This is a genomic window from Bradyrhizobium glycinis, from assembly GCF_016031655.1.
Taxonomy (GTDB): domain Bacteria; phylum Pseudomonadota; class Alphaproteobacteria; order Rhizobiales; family Xanthobacteraceae; genus Bradyrhizobium; species Bradyrhizobium glycinis.
In genome coordinates this window covers 117177-133684 of sequence record NZ_JACCHQ010000001.1, presented here as the reverse complement: position 1 = coordinate 133684, position 16508 = coordinate 117177, and the positions used below count along the sequence as shown (strand labels likewise).

At 65.2% G+C, this 16508-nt stretch carries 16 protein-coding genes; 5 read left to right on the top strand and 11 right to left on the bottom strand.

Annotation, left to right across the window (positions count from 1 at the left end):
* Positions 1-49: 49 nt before the first annotated feature.
* From HZZ16_RS00615 to HZZ16_RS00565, 11 genes are all read right to left on the bottom strand, one after another.
* A complete protein-coding gene (locus HZZ16_RS00615) occupies positions 50-1621 on the bottom strand; it encodes a Do family serine endopeptidase (protein WP_197946478.1) in 1572 nt (523 codons plus the stop codon).
* A 220-nt stretch (positions 1622-1841) separates the two neighbouring features.
* Positions 1842-3185: a methyl-accepting chemotaxis protein gene (locus tag HZZ16_RS00610; protein WP_197946477.1), complete on the bottom strand. Its 1344-nt coding sequence runs from the start codon at positions 3183-3185 to the stop codon at positions 1842-1844.
* Between the two features lie 130 nt (positions 3186-3315).
* A complete protein-coding gene (locus tag HZZ16_RS00605; RefSeq protein ID WP_197946476.1) occupies positions 3316-3798 on the bottom strand; it encodes a cytochrome c-type biogenesis protein in 483 nt (160 codons plus the stop codon).
* A gap of 4 nt (positions 3799-3802) precedes the next feature.
* Positions 3803-5785, bottom strand: a complete 1983-nt coding sequence (locus HZZ16_RS00600; protein WP_197946475.1) for a heme lyase CcmF/NrfE family subunit — start codon at positions 5783-5785, stop codon at positions 3803-3805.
* On the bottom strand, positions 5782-6321 hold the full coding sequence (gene ccmE / locus HZZ16_RS00595; RefSeq protein ID WP_197946474.1) for a cytochrome c maturation protein CcmE: 540 nt from the start codon (positions 6319-6321) through the stop codon (positions 5782-5784). Before ccmE ends, HZZ16_RS00600 begins: the two co-directional genes overlap by 4 nt.
* Positions 6322-6358: 37 nt before the next feature.
* Complete coding sequence (gene ccmI / locus HZZ16_RS00590; protein ID WP_197946473.1) at positions 6359-7465, bottom strand: c-type cytochrome biogenesis protein CcmI; 1107 nt, start codon at positions 7463-7465, stop codon at positions 6359-6361.
* A 131-nt stretch (positions 7466-7596) separates the two neighbouring features.
* On the bottom strand, positions 7597-7866 hold the full coding sequence (locus HZZ16_RS00585) for a hypothetical protein (protein WP_197946471.1): 270 nt from the start codon (positions 7864-7866) through the stop codon (positions 7597-7599).
* 98 nt (positions 7867-7964) lie between these two features.
* A complete protein-coding gene (locus HZZ16_RS00580) occupies positions 7965-9365 on the bottom strand; it encodes a hypothetical protein (protein ID WP_197946469.1) in 1401 nt (466 codons plus the stop codon).
* Positions 9366-9526: 161 nt separating this feature from the next.
* Entirely contained in the window at positions 9527-10903 is a 1377-nt protein-coding gene (locus tag HZZ16_RS00575; protein ID WP_197946467.1) for an ATP-binding protein, read from the bottom strand.
* Between the two features lie 108 nt (positions 10904-11011).
* Entirely contained in the window at positions 11012-11686 is a 675-nt protein-coding gene (locus HZZ16_RS00570; protein ID WP_036035233.1) for a response regulator transcription factor, read from the bottom strand.
* Positions 11687-11927: 241 nt separating this feature from the next.
* Positions 11928-12083, bottom strand: a complete 156-nt coding sequence (locus tag HZZ16_RS00565; protein WP_162832009.1) for a hypothetical protein — start codon at positions 12081-12083, stop codon at positions 11928-11930.
* A gap of 232 nt (positions 12084-12315) precedes the next feature.
* On the opposite strand from HZZ16_RS00565, the gene ku reads away from it, so the two are divergent.
* The 5 genes from ku to HZZ16_RS00540 all read left to right on the top strand — a co-directional run bounded on the left by ku (position 12316) and on the right by HZZ16_RS00540 (position 16497).
* Positions 12316-13320, top strand: coding sequence for a non-homologous end joining protein Ku (gene ku, locus HZZ16_RS00560; protein WP_197946465.1), 1005 nt, complete (start codon positions 12316-12318; stop codon positions 13318-13320).
* 60 nt (positions 13321-13380) lie between these two features.
* Positions 13381-13617, top strand: coding sequence for a hypothetical protein (locus HZZ16_RS00555; RefSeq protein ID WP_197946462.1), 237 nt, complete (start codon positions 13381-13383; stop codon positions 13615-13617).
* Positions 13618-13890: 273 nt separating this feature from the next.
* A complete protein-coding gene (locus tag HZZ16_RS00550; RefSeq protein WP_197946461.1) occupies positions 13891-14055 on the top strand; it encodes a Flp family type IVb pilin in 165 nt (54 codons plus the stop codon).
* A 206-nt stretch (positions 14056-14261) separates the two neighbouring features.
* A complete protein-coding gene (locus HZZ16_RS00545) occupies positions 14262-14687 on the top strand; it encodes a hypothetical protein (protein WP_197946459.1) in 426 nt (141 codons plus the stop codon).
* Between the two features lie 25 nt (positions 14688-14712).
* Entirely contained in the window at positions 14713-16497 is a 1785-nt protein-coding gene (locus tag HZZ16_RS00540) for a thiamine pyrophosphate-requiring protein (RefSeq protein WP_283815742.1), read from the top strand.
* The last annotated feature ends 11 nt before the right edge of the window (positions 16498-16508 follow it).

The following is a 16508-nucleotide window of genomic DNA, read 5'->3' as shown; positions in this document are numbered from 1 at the left end:
GGCGACTGATGCCGACGATACCCTTCATCTCGTAGGCCTCCTGAAGGCCTCAGCCCTTGGCGAGGGGCACCGCGACGAAGCGCGACTGGCCGCCGCTCTTCACGCGCATCAGGACGCTGTTCTTGTTGTCGGTCCGCGCCGCGTTGATGGCGTCGCGGACTTCGCCGGCGGTCGCCACGCTCTTGCCGCCGACCTCGAGGATCACGTCGCCTTCCTTGAAGCCGCGTTCGGCCGCGGCGCTCTTCGGATCGACCTCGGTGACCACGACGCCTTCCTTGCCGGCGCCGGCCACGGTATTGGCGGGCGCAACCGTCATGCCGAGCTTGGGCACGTCGGTGCCCTTGCTGGCGCCCTTGCCGGTGTCGGTGTCGGCCTTGGCCTCGACCGTGTTCGGCAACTGGCCGAGGGTCAGGTTGATGACCTTGTCCTGGCCCTTGTGCAGCACGTTGAGCTTCACGGTCGCGCCAGGGGCCATGCCGCCGATGGTGCGGGCGAGCTCGCGGGCGTCCTTGACGGGCTCGCCGTTGACCGCGGTGATCACGTCGCCGGACTCGATGCCTGCCTTCGCGGCCGGACCGTTCGCCTGCGGCTCCGCCACCAGCGCGCCTTCGGCCTTCTTCATGCCGAGGCTGTCGGCGATGTCGGAGGTGACGGGCTGGATCTGGACGCCGATCCAGCCGCGGCTGACCGAGCCCTTGTCCTTGAGCTGCGCAACCACGCTCTTGACGGTGTTGGCCGGGATCGAGAACGCGATGCCGACGCTGCCGCCGGAGGGCGAGTAGATCGCGGTGTTGACGCCCATCACCTCGCCGTTGGTGTCGAAGGCCGGACCGCCGGAATTACCCTTGTTCACGGGCGCGTCGATCTGGATGAAATCGTCATACGGGCCGTTGCCGATGTCGCGGCCGCTCGCCGAGACGATGCCCGCGGTCACGGTGCCGCCGAGACCGAAGGGATTGCCGACCGCGAGCACCCAGTCCCCGATCCGCGGTTTGCTGTCGGCGAGCTTGGCGAACGGGAAGTTCGTGCTGCCTTCGACCTTGATCAGCGCGAGGTCGGTGCGCTGGTCGGTGCCGATCACCTTGGCGGTGTAGGTCTTACCGTCGTCGGTGGTGACCTCGACCTTGTCGGCGCCGTTGACCACGTGGTTATTGGTCACGGCGTAGCCGTCAGCCGAAATGAAGAAGCCGGAGCCCTGCCCCTGCACGACGCGGCCACGACCGCCCTTCAGGCCGGGGATGCCCTCCGGACCGCCGAAGCGGCGGAAGAAACGCTCCATCGGCGAGCCCGGCTGGAACGGTGAGGTGGAATCGTCGCCGTCATCGTTGCTCGCGGTCTTCTCCTTGATGTTGACCTTGACCGAGATCACCGACGGCTTCACGCGCTCGACGATGTCGGCGAAGCCGATGGGACGCTCGACTTTGCGGACCTCGTTGTTGACCTGCGCATGCGCCGGGCTCGAGAACAGGTCGGCCGGCGAGGTGGACGGGCTGAAACCATAGACGGCCGCGCCGAGACCGGCGACGACCGAAGCCATCAGCGCAAGCTTGCGCGCGGAAAACACCGACCGGCGCGGCTGCCGGTAGGACGGGAGGTTCGAAAGGTCGATGCGGTCGGTCATGCAGAAATCTCCAGGGCCTTGAATTCCTTTTGGTGCCGGATGTCGGCACCTTGCGGACCTGAAGATGGGGACTCCCGCCTTACCGCGCGCTGGCGGCGGGGTTAAACTTTCGTAATGAAGTGCGGAGGCAGATGCGGCAGTTTAGCACAGGCTGAAAATCGTTGCTGTACAGGAACTTAATCGAGTCCCCCAACAAGGCGGCGGGCGCGAATTCTGGCCGTCAGCTCGCCCTGACACTGACGATGAACTCCTCGACTTCGCGCTTCAAAGTCTCGGCCTGCCGCGACAGATCGACCGCCGAATCCCTGGCCTCGGCGGCCATGCGGCCGGTCTCGGCCGAGGTGGAGGTGATCTGGACGATATGGTTGGAGACGTCGAGGGTTCCGCGCGCGGCATCCTGGGCGCTGCGCGTGATCTCCTGCGTGGCGTTGCGCTGCTGGGCGGTGTCGATCTCGATGCCCGACATGATGGACGAGATCTCTGACAACGTCCGCGAAATGCCGTCGATCGCGCCGCGGGTCTCCGCGGTGATGCCCTGAATGCTGGCGACCTGGGAGGTGATCTCCTCCGTCGCCTTGCTGGTCTGATGCGCAAGATTCTTCACTTCCGAGGCGACCACCGCAAACCCCTTGCCCGCTTCGCCGGCCCGTGCCGCCTCGATGGTGGCGTTGAGCGCCAGGAGATTGGTCTGCGATGCGATCGCCTGCACGAGCTGGACGACCTCGCCGATCTTTTCGGCGGCATCCGACAGCGTGTGAATGGTATCGCGGCTCTTCTCCGCCTGGCTTGCAGCGCCTTCGGCGCGCTGGGTCGCGTCCGTGACGCGGCGGCTGATCGTGCCGATCGAATTCGTCATCGCCTCGGCAGACCCTGCGACCGTCTGCACGCTGGCGCTGGCCTGGCTAGCCGCGCTCGCGACCGCATTGGCCTTGGTGCTGGTGTCGTTGGCAGTGCGCGACAGCGTCTCCGCGTTTGTCTTCAGATGCACGGCCGATGACGCGACGCTAGCGACGACACTGGCGACGAGATCGTTGAAGCGCTTGATCCGGTCGTCGAGGAATTTCGACCGCTCGGCCTGATGCTGCGCTTCATGCAGCTGCTGCTCGGAGAGGCGGCGCCGCTCGATGCCGTTAGTCTTGAACACCTCCAGCGCACCGGCAAGCAGGCCGATCTCGTTGGTGCGGCCGAGCCCCGGAACGGACGTGTCGAACTTCTGGTCGGCAACCTCGCGCATGGCATGCACGATGGCCGCGAGGGGATTGAGGATGCCGTTGCGCACGGCGAACCAGGTAGTGAAGCAGATCGCGAAAGCGACGACGGCGATCACGCCGCAGGCGACCAGGAAATAAGAAAACGCGGTCTGCGCCTGCTGGTAGATCTGCATGGCATGGTCGCGCGCCGGGCCGCTCAGCGCGGCGAAGTCCGAGGACAGGCTGGTGATCTCGTTGTTGAGATAGAGCACCGCGATGAAGCCGGTGCCGCCTCCGATGCCAAGGAGGAACAATAACGCAGCGACGACGGCGCCGACCAGGAAGCGGATCGTCAGATTGCTGTTCGCGAACATCGGGGGACTCAGGAGCTGGAATCAATCTCGCGACAAGCTTCCAGACAAAGGTCAATTTAGCATGAACCACGCAGCCGCTGCCGCGGACTGCGCGGCACCACGTAGCTCGACGGTTTCAGAACGATTGCCTTCAGGGCGATTTGGGTTCGTCCGACATCAATGCCGCGAGCCGCGCCTGTTCGTCGGGCGTGAGCGGCGGCGCTGGTACATCCACACCACTTCGCGAGCGGCGGCGGATTTGCAGCCACAGCGCCAGGCCGCCGCCGATCAGCAGCACCGGCCCGAGCAGCCACAGCAGCACGGTCTGCCGCTCGAAGCGCGGTTTGAGCAGCACGAACTCGCCGTAGCGCGCCACCAGGAAATCGAGCACCTGCGCATTGCTGTCGCCGGCCGCGATGCGCTCGCGCACCAGCAGCCTGAGATCGCGTGCCAGCGGCGCATCGGAATCGTCGATCGACTGGTTCTGGCAGACCATGCAGCGAAGCTCGCGCGACAATTCGCGCGCGCGCGATTCCTTCACCGGATCCGACATGATCTCGTCGGGCTGCACGGCGTGGGCCGCCGGCAAAGCCAGCAGCAGCAAGGCGACGAACGCGGCCATCATCCGGCGCATCGGATCATTCCGCGGGCTGCAGGCGCTGCTTGGCCCGCGCCGGTTTCGGCGCGCCGACCCGCAGGCGGCGGTCGGACAGCGAGAGCGCGCCGCCGAAGGCCATCAGCACCGGCCCCCACCAGATCAGGAGAACCAGCGGCTTGTGATAGATGCGCACGGCGATGGCGCCTTCGGCGGTGGCGTCGCCGAGCGAGACGTAGAGCTGGCTCGCCCCGCGCGTCAGCAGCGCCGCTTCGGTGGTCGACGAGCCGCGCGTGGTGAAGCTGCGCTTGGACGGCGTCAGCACCGTGACCGCCTCGCCATCGCGGCTGATCTTGAACTCTGCGATCATCTCGCGGTAGTTCGGGCCCTGGCGTTGAAACAGCCCGTCGAGCTTCAGATCGTAGCCGGCGACATGGGCGACCTCGTTCGGTTTCATGGTCGCGATGTATTCGCTGTTCCAGGTGGTCTCGCAGACGATCCCGATCAGCGCGACGCCGAGGCCGGCATGCGCGAATGCGGTTCCCCAGGCCGAGCGCGGCTGGCCGCGCGCCCGGTGCAGCACCGTTGCGAATGGCAGGCGCACCAGGCCCGTCCGTTCGACGAGGTCGGTGACCGCGCCGGCGATGACGAAGACACCGAGCCCGATCGCGAGCGGCGCCAGCGCGCTGCCGCCCCGCACCCAGGCCCAGACGATGGCGACCACGACCAGCCCGGCAACGCCGGCCGCCAGCAGGCGCTGCATCACGCCGAGCAGGTCGCCGCGCTTCCACGCCAGCATCGGCCCGAACGGCACCGCGAGCAGCAGCAGCGCGAACAGCGGCGCGAAGGTGAGATTGTAGAAGGGTGCGCCGACCGACATCTTGAAATCGGCGAGCATCTCCATCGCGAGCGGATAGAGCGTGCCGAACAGCACCACCGCGCAGGCCACCGTGAGCAGGAGATTGTTCAGCACCAGCGCGCCCTCGCGCGAGATCGGCGCGAACAGGCCGCCCTGCTTCAGCGAGGTGGCGCGGCCCGCGAACAGCGACAGGCTGCCGCCGATGAACAGGCACAGGATCAAGAGGATGAACACGCCGCGGGTCGGATCGGTGGCGAAGGCGTGCACCGAGGTGATGACGCCCGAGCGCACCAGGAATGTGCCGAGCAGCGACAGCGAGAAGGTCAGGATCGAGAGCAGGATGGTCCAGACCTTCAGCGCGTTGCGCTTCTCCATCACCAGCGCCGAATGCAACAGCGCGGTGCCGGCGAGCCAGGGCATCAGCGAAGCGTTCTCCACCGGATCCCAGAACCACCAGCCGCCCCAGCCGAGCTCGTAATAGGCCCAGTACGAGCCCATGGCGATGCCGAGGGTCAGGAAGATCCATGCGACCAGCGTCCAGGGCCGCACCCAGCGCGCCCAGGCAGCATCGATCCGGCCCTCCATCAGCGCCGCGATCGCGAATGAGAACGAGATCGAGAAGCCGACATAGCCGAGATAGAGCATCGGCGGATGCACGGCGAGACCGATGTCCTGGAGCACGGGATTGAGATCGCGTCCCTCGATCGGCGGATTGACGATGCGCAGGAACGGATTCGATGTCATCAGGATGAAGAGGTAGAACGCGCTGGCGATCCAGGCCTGGACGGCCAGCACATGCGCGCGCAGCGACAGCGGCAGATTGTTGCCGAAGCTCGCGACCAAGCCGCCGAACAGCGCGAGGATCGACACCCACAGCAGCATCGAGCCTTCATGGTTTCCCCACACGCCGGTGATCTTGTACAGCAGCGGCTTCATCGAGTGGGAATTCTCGTAGACGTTGGCGACGGAGAAATCCGAGTTCACGTGCAGCATCACCAGCGCCGTGAACGAGGCGCCGACGAACAGCAGCTGCGCCAGCGCGGTCGAGCGCGCCATGTTCATCAGGGCGGCGTCGCCGAGGCGCGCACCGATCAGCGGTACGACGGACTGGATCAGTGCCAGAGCGAGCGCCAGCACCAGCGCGTAATGTCCAGACTCCGCGATCACCGCACCGCTCCCTGCGGATTGCCCTGCGCGGTCGTCGCCGTGGGTTTGGCGGGACCGGAGGCTTGGGTACCGGAAGCTCGGGTACCTGAGGCTTGGGCGCCGTAATCGTCCTTCCAGTGCCCCTGCTTCTTCAGGGCATCGGCGACGTCCTTGGGCATGTAGGTCTCGTCGTGCTTGGCAAGCACGGTATCGGCCTTGAACACGCCGTTAGCGTCGAGTGCGCCTTCCGCGACGACGCCCTGCCCTTCGCGGAACAGATCGGGCAGAATGCCTTTGAAGGCGACCGGCAGCTTGGCGTTGCCGTCGGCGACCTCGAACGTCACCGCGAGATTGTCGCCGCGCTGGAGCGAGCCGGGTTGCACCAGGCCGCCGAGGCGAAACCGCTTGCCGGGCTCGACATGCTTCTCTGCGACCATCGTGGGAGTCGAGAAGAACACGATGGAGTCGCGCAGCGCGTTGAGCACCAGCGCGGCCGCGAGCGCGAGCACGGCGAGCGATCCGCCGATGATGGTCATACGTCGCTGCTTGCGCGTCATGGCGTATCCGTTCTCCGCATCTCTCGCCCCGAAACCGTCATCCGCCGATCCCGAGAGTCCTCAGGCCTTCGTTGAGCTGGCGCAGCCGCTCGGCGTTGCTGGCAACCGCCTGCCGGGCATCGGCCGAAGCGCCCATTGCCTTGTCCCGCTCGCCCATCACCAGATAGGCGCGCACCAGACGCAGCCAGCCCTCGACATCGTCGCCGTTCTGCTTCAGCCGCGTCGCCAGACGATCGACCATGCCCCGCACCATGGCATTGCGATCGCCTTCGGCCATGTCCTTGGAGGCAGCAATCGTCTCGTCGGACAGCGCCGGCATCGTGCCGCCCCCACCGACTCGCGCGAGCGAGGACTGCACCAGGGCGCGCCACGGCGCATCCGCGGGCGCTTTCGCAAGAAGCGCGCGCCAGATATTGGCCGCATCGTCCTTGCGGCCGTCCTGCTCGGCGGCGAGGCCCAGGAAGTAGTTCGCCTTGGGATCGTCGGCGTTCAAGGCGTGTGCGCGCTCGAATTCGGCCTTGGCCTCGGCAGTCACCACGCCGCCGGCGGCGGCCGAGATCGCTTCGCCGAGATCGGACCGGCGCTCTGCGCTCTCGCCATTGTAGGTGAGCGAGTTGCGATAGGCGCGCACCGCGTCGTCGAAGCGGCCGAGCCGCTCCAGAACCGGCGCGAGCACGTTCCAGCCGCGCCCGTCCGTCGGATTCTTTTCCAGATGCTGCTCGACCTGCACCACGAGATTCTCGAGCGACTGCGCCATGCCACCCCCGCGCTCTCGCTGCGCAAGAGGAAAGTCCTGAAGCCCGGGTGAGCCGAGCGGCATGTAGACGCCGGCCGCGATGAGCGGCAGGCCGGCAAGCGCCAGCACGGCCGCCGCACGGCGCCATTTGACGTTCGATGTCGGCGCCGTTGCCGGCTCGCTGGCCGCCGCGGCGAGCAGCCTGCGGCTGATCTCGACGCGCGCGGCCTCGGCCTCCGGCGCCAAGATCAACCCTGCGGCGAGATCACGCTCAATCTCGGCCAATTGGTCCTTGTAGACCGCGACCTCGCTGCCCTGTTCCTGCGCGCGGCTGGTGCGGCCAAGCGGCCAGAGCACGGCGAAAATCGCCGCGACCGTCATCAGCGCGAACACGAACCATAGCGTCATCTGGCAAGCTTCCGGCGGCGCCCGAACCGCGCCTATAGGTGCCTTTACACCACGGCCGGACGATGCGGCAATTGACAATTGTCAAGGCAGCGCAACCGCATGTAGTGCCGAAAAGGTGAAAACCCAACGGCTTAGCCGATCTCGAAGTCGACACTTTGCGCGGCCTGCTCGCCGTGCCCGTTGAAGGCCTTCAGGAAGTATGTCCCCGGCTTGATTGCATCCGGCAATCTGATGCGCAGCGCCCCGACCGGAACCCGAGATGCAACCCTCGTGACGGTCTCGGGCAGATGCCGATCGCTGGCCTTCTCGACCAGCACCACCTTGGCTCCAACCATCAGCCGATGATACTTGGCCACGATGACGCGGTTCTCGATTTCGATCGAGCTGATAACGGGTTTCATGCGCCCACAGATAGAAAATTCCAGACTTGCACCGGAAAAGTACGGCGCGTCATCGGTGCCGTCAACTTCAAATTGTGATTGAAAAAAATGCGCGCCGATCAGCCTGCGCGCGACGATTTGCGCTCGCCCGTGAGTGCATTTTCGGCGGCCCTGCTCATCAATGAGGCGTAATCGTCGCCGAACAGCACCTGGCAGAAGCGGATCGCGGCCTGCACCTGCTGCTGCCGATAGGTGCGGACCTTGTGATCGGCGGCGCGCAGCGACTGCACCAGCTGCTCGGTCGACCGTTCTACATATTGCTGGAGATCGGAAAAGGTACGCAGCGTCACCTCGTTGATCGCGAGCTCACTCGCATAGTTGCGGCACGTCGCGACGAAGTCGATCAGTGCCACCGTTTCCTCGACTTCGGTGCTGTCGATCCGCGCGCCCGGCGGAATGTCCTTTTCGGGACGCTGGCGCAGGATGCGGCGGACGCGGCCGGGAACACTGTCGATCTCGGACTGCAGCGCATTGGAGATGTCGGCCCGGATCGAGGTCAGTTGCTTGCCCCAGGCCGAGTCGTTGCGCAGGTCGAGCTCGGTGCGCAGTCCGCGCACCCCGTCGTGCAGCGTCTTGAGGTTGCTGGCGACATTGTCGAAATGGCCGCGCTTGATGTCCATGCGCAGGACCGCGGCGACGCAGGACAAATCGTGCAGGGCGATCGTGACGGCCATACCATAGGGCGTCGCCGCGACGCGGATCTCGTCATCGGACGCCGCTATCTTGACCGCTAGGCGGATGATCTGCCAGGGCGCGGTCATCCGCTGCACGACGATCGACAAGGCGAAAGGCAGCATCTGCGGCGTCTGAAGCGCCGGAATGTTGAGCGCCGATGTCACCGAGGCGATCTGGGAATCCCCGAAGGCCCGCAAGGTGCGCGGCAATTTCTCGTTCAACGTCGCGATGGCGTCCCGGACCTGGAGCACCGCACCGATCGAATAGAGATCCTCGATCACGTTGGGCGGTCCGACCCGGGCCAGCGCCCGCGACTTGTCGCCGCCGCCCGGCCCCGTCAGCGCGAAGATGGCGCCCGCGGCCACGGCCTGAAGCTTCTGCGCCAGGGCTTCGACCTGCCCTGCACTGTCCGCCGGCATGCGCGCCAGCGCCGCCTCGAATTCGTTCACCTTGTCCGGTGCGCCGTCACGGCCAAGCCACTGCCAGATCGGCTGCAGCGAGGAGCGGCGAATCTGGCCGACCCTGACAGGAGTGCCCGCTTCAACAAGGAACGGTTCCAACACCTGGAACAGCAGCCGCGACAGATCGTCCGTGCGCGGCGGCAAAGCCTCGTCGGCCTCGCTCTTGCGGACGATCTTGCGTAACTGCTCGAGCACGAGGGTGGCCACCGCCGTGTCCTGGCCGCGCTCCAGCGCACGCTCGAACTCCCGCATCAGCAGTGCCTGCGACTGCGGCGGGAGCTGCGCGAGATATTCCCTCAGCCGCTCGATCGATGTCTGGCTCATGCGCCCGGGTCATGCACGGTAAAATGGCGGACATGGAATGGGTCCGGCGCGATCATAGGGGGGCCCCACTTAAGAAGCCGTTTAGGAAGCTGCCTTGAATGCCTCCCATGCTTCCCTGGAGGAACCGCGGCCGCGCCGGAAATTGCCGTCCAAACAAGGGATTATAGTCCGGGAAGAACCAGCTCGGCGCGCAGGCCCCCAGTCGGGGCGCTGCCGAGCGAAAGGCTGCCGCCATAGAGGGCGGCGAGGTCGGTCACGATCGACAGCCCCAGTCCCGACCCGGGCTTCGACTCGTCGAGGCGCTGGCCGCGCCGGGCGACCTGAGCGCGCTCGGCTTCCGACAGGCCGCGGCCGTCGTCGTCAACGATGACCCGCAAACGCGGGCCGGCGCCGGCCCGCTGTGGCGGCTCGACCAGGACATCAATGAGGACGCGCGAGGCCGCCCATTTGCAGGCATTGTCGACGAGATTGCCGACCATCTCCTCCAGATCCTGCCGCTCGCCCCGGAACTTGGCGGATGGATCGGCCTTGGCCTCGACCACGATGCCGCGGTCGCGATGGATCTTCTCCATAGTCCGCCGCAGCCCCTCGATGGCAGGCGCCACTTCCGTCACGGTCGCGACCACCGAGACCCGTGCCGCGATGCGGGCGCGCTCCAGATGATGGGCGACCTGGTCGCGCATCACATCCGCCTGCTCCATCACTTTCTCCGCGAACGGATCGGTCGCATGCGCGCTGGCTTCGTTGACGATGACCGACAGCGGCGTCTTGATCGCATGGGCGAGATTGCCGACATGGGTGCGGGCTCGCTCGACGATCTCCCGATTGGCATCGATTAGCGCGTTGGTCTCGCGCGCCAGCGGCGCGATCTCGACCGGGAATTCACCCTCGAGCCGTTCCGCCCGCCCGGAGCGGATGTCGGCGATCGCTTCCGAGATGCGCTTGAGCGGTGCAAGGCCGAAACGGACCTGGAACACGGTCGTCAGCAGCAGCACGATGCCGAGCGCAGTGAAGGTGCCGCCGAGATAGTAGTCGAAGCTGCGTGTCTCGTCGAAAATCTCGGTGTCGTCCCCCGCGACGCTGACCAGAAATTTCCCGTCGGCACCGAGATCGACCGGCCGTTCCACCATGCGCAGATTCTGCCCTTCCGGCCCGTCGACATAGGCGAGGCGGATGCCCGCGGCGGTGAGCTCGGCTCCCTGCTCCTCCAGCTTCGGCAGCTTCTTGTCCCAAAGCGAGCGCGAGGAGCGCACTTCCGGCTTCTCAGTGTCGGTCCGCGTGATCTGCCAGTACCAGCCGGAGAGCGGCAGCTCGAACAGGGGCTCGCCAAGCGACTGGAACTGGCGGTCCGGCGGCTCGTCGGGGGTCGCGACCTCGGCGATGAGGGTGCGCAGATAAAGATTGAGCCGGCGGTCGAAGGCGCGCTCGGTGGCGTTCTTGTAGACCGACGACAGCACCACGCCTGTGATGGCCAGGATCACCACGAGCCAGGCGGTCGCCGACAGGAACAGTCGGTTCGCAAGCGAGCTAGCGGCCATCGGAATGATCCCCGGCGGCGCAGGATGGCAGGTGGTCGGACGTCATAACCGGACCAAGGGCCCTGTTCGGCCTCCCGTCAAGCCAAGATACTAAAAGGCCGGAACGCCTCAGGCGCCCGGGGCCGGCGGCGGGGTCAGGAGATAGCCGAGGCCGCGGACGGTCTGGATGATGTCGACGTCGAGCTTCTTGCGGATGCGGCCGACGAAGACCTCGATGGTATTGGAGTCGCGGTCGAAATCCTGGTCGTAGAGATGCTCGACCAGCTCGGTGCGCGAGACCACCCGCCCGGAATGGTGCATCAGGTAGGCCAGAAGCCGATATTCGTGCGAGGTCATCTTGACGGGATTGCCGGAGACACTGACCCGGCCCGTCCGGGTGTCGAGCGTAACCGGGCCGCAGGTCAATTCGCTCTGGGCATGGCCGGTGGAGCGGCGCAGCAGGGCGCGGATGCGCGCCAGCACCTCCTCAAGATGGAACGGCTTTGCGACATAGTCGTCGGCGCCGGCATCGAAGCCTTGCACCTTGTCGCTCCAGCGGTCGCGTGCAGTGAGGATCAGGACCGGCATGGTGCGGCCGTTGCGGCGCCAAGCTTCTAGCACAGAGATGCCGTCCTTCTTCGGCAGGCCGATATCGAGCACCACGGCGTCATAGGGCTCGTTGTCGCCGAGATAGTGCCCCTCCTCCCCGTCGAAGGCCCGATCGACGACATAGCCGGCGTCGGTCAGCGCCTTGGTGAGCTGGCGATTGAGATCGGGGTCGTCCTCAACAACGAGCAGGCGCACGCTTCTCTCCAAGGATAGGCTGCAAGAACAGGCGACATGAACACCGCCAGAGATGAGCAATTCCGGCGTGAACTGAATATGAACGCAGGGAACCGGGCCAGGTTACTTTTTGGTCATATACGACCCGGCGCGCGCAAATGCGACTGCGCCCACCATGCCGCCAGACGGGCCGGCGGCATGGTGGGCGCAACGTGCCGCATCGCGCGGCGAGCCGGAAGGTGCCGGCGTGCTGATCCGGCCGTCAGGTCCGGAAGAACACGAACCAGACGACGGCGAGGATCAGGATCGCAAGCCCGGTCGAGATGGCGAGCAGCGCCGCCACCGAAGGCCCGGGCTCGCCCTGACGCGCCTCGGTCGGAGTTTCGACGATCCGATTCTGCTCTCGCGTGGTTGCCATGGTGACCTCAATCTGTGGCTGTCGCGTCGATGGCCGCGACCTCCTCGCGGCGATGAACTGCCGGGGCAACGCGTCATCTCGGGCGATGTTCCGGTCCATGGGCCGCCTACAGGCAAACACGGCGCAGGCGGCGATTAACGCCGTTGCACGATTCCGCGCCAGCGGTTGCTATGATTCGCAACTGGGCGATGGTATCCTCAGAGCTTGTCCTCTGCTGCGTCTGGAGTAACCCATGGCCCCCCGCGCCAATTGGAAGGGTTTTCTGCGTCTGTCGCTCGTGACCTGCCCGGTCGCGCTCTATCCGGCCACTTCGGATACCGAGAAGGTTTCGTTCAACCAGATCAACCGCAGGACCGGCCACCGCATCAAATATCTCAAGGTCGATGCCGAGACCGGCGACGAGGTGACCTCCGAGGACATCGTCAAGGGCTACAAGGTCGACACCGACACCTATATCGAGGTCACCAAGGACGAGCTGGACGACATCGCGCTCGATTCCACCCACACGATCGAGATCGATGAGTTCGTGCCCAAGGCCGACATCGACAACCGCTATCTGATCCGCCCCTACTACCTCGTGCCGGACGGCAAGGTCGGCCACGACGCCTATGCGGTGATCCGTGAGACCATCCGCAGCATGGACAAGGTCGCGATCGGCCGCGTGGTGCTGACCAACCGCGAGCACATCATCGCGCTGGAGCCGCTCGAGAACGGACTGATGGGCACGCTGCTGCGCTACCCTTACGAGGTCCGCAGCGAGAAGGAATATTTCGACGACATCCAGGACGTGAAGCTGACCAAGGACATGCTCGACCTTGCCAAGCACATCGTCGAGAAGAAGTCCGGCGCGTTCGAGCCCGAGCTGTTCGAGGATCATTACGAGACCGCTCTGATCGATCTCATCAACAAGAAGCGCAGCGGCATGCCGATCACCGCCAAGGCCGCACCGAAGACGGGCGGCAACGTCATCAGCTTGATGGACGCGCTGAAGAAGAGCATCGCGAACGAGAAAGACGCTGCTCCCGCGGCGAAGGCCGTCAGGGACACGGCCAAGGAGACCGCCAAGGACACAGCCAAGGCCAAGAAGCCGAAGAAGCGCGTCGAGGGCCAGCGCGAGATGCTGCTGCCGATCTCAGGCAAGGGCGGCAAGGAAGCTGCGGCGAAGGCTGCGACCACGCCGAAGAAAGCCGCCGACAAGCCGGTGCGCGCGCCCGCGCGGGCAAAGAAGGCTGGCTAACAGCACCACACCCCGCGAATCGCGCCGTGATGTCTCTCCCCGCCGATCGGCCGGCCTGACATGCCTTGGTCGACGGCGTTCGACGATCCCGTTCGCGTGAGCAACAAGCGCAAGCTGCTCACGCTTCAAGAAGCAGCCGACTACATCATGCAGCTGCCCGAGGACGCCCAGCACGAGGCGCATTGGCAGACCGCGATCGAGACGTTGATCAACGCGGCCGAGACCGGCGGCGGCTGGGTGATGTTCGCGCGCATCGCGATGTTGCGGGCGCTGAATGCGGACGACCGGCGCGGATGAGCGCGATCGAGACATCCTTGCCGATAGGTTGACGAACAGGCTCAACAATCGGTTAAGCGGCCAAGCCACGATGGGCAATTTGCCGAGCAGCCTGCGCCGGGCTGTCGCTTTGACTTCATTTGAACGGGTCGACGGAACCTTAATTTAATGAATGCCGTCGTACGAGGTAAGGTGCGATCGCCCTGTTTTGGCGCGCACGAAGACTTATTCGATCGATTTGCAAGTCCGATAACGACGCGACCATCCATCGGATCGGATGAACAGGAGTTGGCAATGCGTCTGCTTAGGTCCTTCCTTGCCGATGAGAATGGCGCAACCGCAATCGAGTACGGCCTGATCGCCGCAGGGATCGCTCTGGCAATCGTGACCATCGTCAACAGCACGGGCGCTGCGCTGCTCAACAACAAGTTCAACTCGGTCAGCTCGGCGATGAAGTAACCGCCGACCTGGCCCGCCCGCACCCGATCGTAGCCGGACGAAGCGCAGCGAAGTTCGCAGCCGGCGAAGGCGAATACAATAATCCGGCTGCGCTTCGCTCCATCCAGGCTACGGCGCTTTGACGGCCCTCCGAGTGCTGATATTCTTCAGCGGACCCGACGAGCCATGCTGTCGATCGATCAACCAGCGCTGCCGAGAGGATGCGGATGAGAAACGTGACGCTCTTGGCTCTCGGCCTCATGTTTGTCGGCGCCTGGCCCCACGACGGCGCGAGGGGCCAGACTTCGGCCGCGCCGCCGGTTTCGCTTGCTCCGCCCGATGCATCGCCGCCACATGAGGGCGCCAATAAATCCAAACCCAAGCGCGCGCCGGCTACGGTAACGAACAAAAGAACCCCGACGGCCAGAGAGCCGACTCCACCCGTGATCGGCGGGCCTGCGGCGATGCCAAATCCGGCCGCCGACTATGACGGCTTCAGCGCGAGCACTGACGGCAACGATGCGCCGAGCCAAGTGACGCCACCTGCGAGGTCGAGCGCCGGCAAGGGCTCTAGCATCGACTCCCAATCGTTGATCGATCAGGACGACGAGGCGTTGAAGCGCAAGCTTACGATTTGCAAAAACTGCAAATAGGACGTTCGCCAAACCTGTATCCCGGATGGAGCGAACCTCCATCCGGGATACCGGAGCGCATTGCATAGCTGACCTACCGCTGCCCTCGCATCCCCGCGCTTTACCGCTCCAACATTTCCTGGTCCTCTCTCCTGCAACGGCCGGATCAACCGGCCTTGCCAGGGAGAGAGACGCCATGAAGCTCGGCACCGCTATTGCGGAAATCATGAGGCGCGAAGGGATCGAGATCCTCTGCGGCTATCCGGTCAACCATCTCATCGAGCACGCGGCCAAGGCCGAGATCCGGCCCGTGATGGTGCGGCAGGAGCGCGTCGGCATCCACATGGCGGATGCGATCTCGCGGGCGACGTCGGGGCGGAGCATCGGCGCCTTCTGCATGCAGCACGGGCCGGGCGCGGAGAATGCGATGGGCGGCGTCGCGCAATGCTTTGGCGAATCCGTCCCCGTGCTGGTGCTGCCGATGGGTTATCAGCGCAGGCTGGCGCATATCGAGCCGAACTTCAATTCCAGCGAGGCGATGAAGCCGTTCGCGAAATCGTCCGAGCCGATCATCCTCGCGACCGAAGTCGCCAACATTTTTCGCCGCGCCTTCACAAAGCTGAAGAACGGCCGCGGCGGACCCGTCATCGTCGAGATCCCCTCGGACATGTGGAACGAGGAGGTGCCGGAGCCGCTGAACTACACGCCGGTGCTGCGCACCCGCTATGGCGCCGACCCCGTTCACGTCAAGGAAGCCGCCAGCCTGCTGATGAACGCAAAGCGGCCGGTGATCTATGCCGGCCAGGGCGTGCATTATGCGCAGGCCTGGCCGCAGCTGAAACGGCTCGCCGAGCGGCTGGCGATCCCAGTCACCACCAGCTTAGGCGGCAAATCATCGTTTCCAGAGACGCATCCGCTATCGCTCGGCTCCGGCGGCCTTGCAGTGCCGCGCGCGGTGCCGAAGTTTCTGGCCGAGGCCGACGTCATCTTCGGCATCGGCTGCTCCTTCACCGAGACCAATTTCGGCATCGCGATCCCAAAAGGGAAGGCCATCATTCATTCGACGCTCGATCCCAATCATCTCAACAAGGACGTGGAAGCGAAGATCGGCCTGGTCGGCGATGCCGGCCTCGTGCTCGACGCGCTGCTGGAGGAGATCGGCAAGACGGTGACCGCGGATCGCGATGCATCGGCCGTCGCGGCCGAAATCGCAGCCTCGCACAAGGAATGGCTGGCGAAATGGATGCCGAAGCTGACCAGCAATGACGCGCCGCTCAGCCCCTATCGCGTGCTGTGGGATCTCCAGCACACTGTTGACATCGAGAATACGATCATCACCCACGATGCCGGCAGCCCGCGCGACCAGCTCTCGCCGTTCTGGAAAGCAGTAAAGCCCCTCACCTATCTCGGCTGGGGAAAAACCACGCAGCTCGGCTATGGCCTCGGTCTTGCGATGGGCGCCAAGCTGGCAAAGCCCGACAAGCTTTGCATCAACGTCTGGGGCGACGCCGCGATCGGCTTCACCGGCATGGATTTCGAGACCGCGGTGCGCGAGCGCATCCCGATCATGTCGATCCTGCTCAACAATTTCTCCATGGCGATCGAGCTGAAGGTGATGCCAATCTCGACCGAAAAATATCGCTCGACCGACATTTCCGGCGACTACGCCGCGATGGCGCGCGCCTTCGGCGGGTACGGCGAGCGGGTGACGCGGCCGGAGGACATCGTCCCCGCGATCGAGCGCGGCATCGCGAAGACGAGGGAAGGCGTGCCGGTGCTGCTGGAGTTCATCACCAGCAAAGAGACCGAGGTGTCGCGACCAGGTACGTGAGTGGGGCCCGT